Consider the following 2,123-nt stretch of genomic DNA (forward strand, 5'->3'; position numbering starts at 1 on the left):
CGGCCGGGGTCGACAGCCTGACCGGCAACACGATCACGCTGACCGCGCCGGGCAATGTCACGATGACGGGTCCCGGCTCGCTGCGCGCGGTCAATGCGCTGACGATCACCAGCGGCGGCGCGATCGGCTTCGCGACGGGCAGCGCGATCAACGCCGGCACCGACGTGACGCTGACCGGGCAGGGCATTAACGCGGCGGGCCTCTCCGCGGGCGGCCAGGCCTTGCTTGACGCCGGGACGGGGAGCCTGTTCGCGAGCAATCTGGCGGTCGTCGGGTCGATCACCGCAACGGGTGTGGGGATCAACCTCGCCGGTCCGGGCGCGATGACGATCGCCACCGCCAATGCCGGCACCGGCGCGCTGACGCTCAGCGCGGGGACGATCAACGCGACGAGCCTCGTCGCCGGCGGACCGATCAGCGCGACCGCTGTGGGCAACGCGCAATTCGGCAACGTGCAATCGACCGCCGGTGGTATCACGATCAGCGCAGGCGCGATCAATGCGACGACGCTCGCCGCGGTGGGCCCGATCGGTGCGACCGCCACCGGTAATGCGAGCTTCGGCGACGTGCAGTCGGGCACCGGCGTCACGATCAATGCCGGCGGGCTGGCGAGCTTCGCCGGCGGGGTCGGGGGGACCTCGATCGCGGTCACCTCGCGGGATATCGCGATTGCCCTCGGCGCGACGATCGGGACCCCGGGGGTGACGCGCAACGCCACCTTCACCTCGGTCGGCGGTACCACGGCGGCGGGCACGAGCGCCCCGGCCTATATCGGCGGCGGCGACGTGGCGGGCGCCTACAGCCTGTCGGCGGCCGAGCTGGCGCGGGTCTTCGCGAACGATATCGCGATCGTCGCGCCGGCGCTGGGCTCGGCCAATACGCCGTCGGTCTTCGTGCGCGCGCTGACGCTCGGCACCGCGACCTTGCCGGGCGGCGGGACGCTGTCGATCACCACGCCGGGCTCGATGCAGGTCGAGGGCACGGTCCAGCTCACCGGGCGCACCGCGACCGGCGGGCTGGCGCTGTCGGCGGGTGAAACGCTGGCGGTGATCGCCGGTCTCGGCGCGATCGACATCAACGACGGCAATGGCGGCCTCGCCGGAATGCTGACATTGCGCGGCCGCACGATCATCGCCGCAACGCAGGCAGCGATCGGCGATGTCGCGGCGGTGCCGACGGTCGATGCGCGCGATCGGCGGCTTGCGCAGAATGACGGGGTGCTGAGCGACGCCGGTATCCTGCGCGCCGCGACAATCAACGCCAATGTGTCGGACGGGCTGTTCATCCAGAATACCGGGAGCGCCACCGATTTCGATTCGCGCCGCGGCTTCACCGCCAACAATGTCGCGATCACCACCACCGGCGCGGCGCAGATCGCGATCAACGGCCGGCTGACCGGCGCGGGCGGCAGCTTCGTCACCGGCCGGCACACCGGGCCGCAGGTGTCGATCAACGGCGCGCTCGACGGCCGGGCGGGCGGCTATGTCATCGGATCGAAGATCAACGGCTGCCTGATCGGCACCGCGGGTAGCTGCGTCGATCTCAACACCGTGCTCGAACCGCACGGCACGATCGAAGGCCAGCTCGATCCGATCGCCGCGGTGCCGCGCGCGCTGAGCCTGTCGCTGATCGAATTGTGGGACGCCGCCGCACAGGGCTTCCCGCCGCTGATCGACGAGCCGGTGACCGGGGCGGGCAACGACGATCTGTGGCAGCGCAAGCCATGAGCCAGGATCCCGGAATCGCGACCGAAACGGGATTGAAACGACCGGCCGATATCGGGCAGGGATGGCACGGTCGGACGCGGTGGGGCGCGGACGGCAGGGGGGCATAGGATGCGGGGCGGCGGTCAGGCGATCATCGGCAGGTCCGCGCTCGGCGGGGTGCTGGTCGCATTGCTGCTCGCATTGTTGCTCGGCCTGCCCGATCTCGCGCGTTCGGCCGACGCCGCCGGCGCGCAGGCCGCGGGACGCACCTATGTCGGCGTCGCCTCCTGTGCCGGATCGACCTGCCACGGGCGGATGGAGGCGGACGGCAAGGTCGTCCGCCAGGACGAACTCAAATTGTGGCAGGAGCCCTCGACACCGGGCGGGGCGCATAGCCGTGCCTTTGCGGTGCTCGGC

The 2,123-nt window shown here is 71.1% G+C and carries 1 protein-coding gene and 1 pseudogene; both read left to right on the plus strand.

Features of this window, described 5'->3' with window-relative positions:
• The first annotated feature begins 62 nt into the window (after window positions 1-62).
• Window positions 63-1,727 (plus strand): beta strand repeat-containing protein, encoded by a 1,665-nt coding sequence (locus BGN95_RS21140; protein ID WP_286773916.1) that lies wholly within the window; start codon window positions 63-65, stop codon window positions 1,725-1,727.
• 108 nt (window positions 1,728-1,835) lie between these two features.
• Window positions 1,836-2,123, plus strand: a pseudogene (locus tag BGN95_RS21145) (multiheme c-type cytochrome); the annotation flags it as partial.

Source organism: Sphingomonas sp. 66-10 (genome assembly GCF_001897045.1).
Lineage (GTDB): Bacteria > Pseudomonadota > Alphaproteobacteria > Sphingomonadales > Sphingomonadaceae > Sphingomonas > Sphingomonas lycopersici.

What these genes read in the sequence shown, in the direction of transcription:
- BGN95_RS21140 (WP_286773916.1), top strand. Translation starts at nt 63, where the DNA reads ATGACGGGTCCCGGCTCGCTGCGCGCGGTCAATGCGCTGACGATCACC.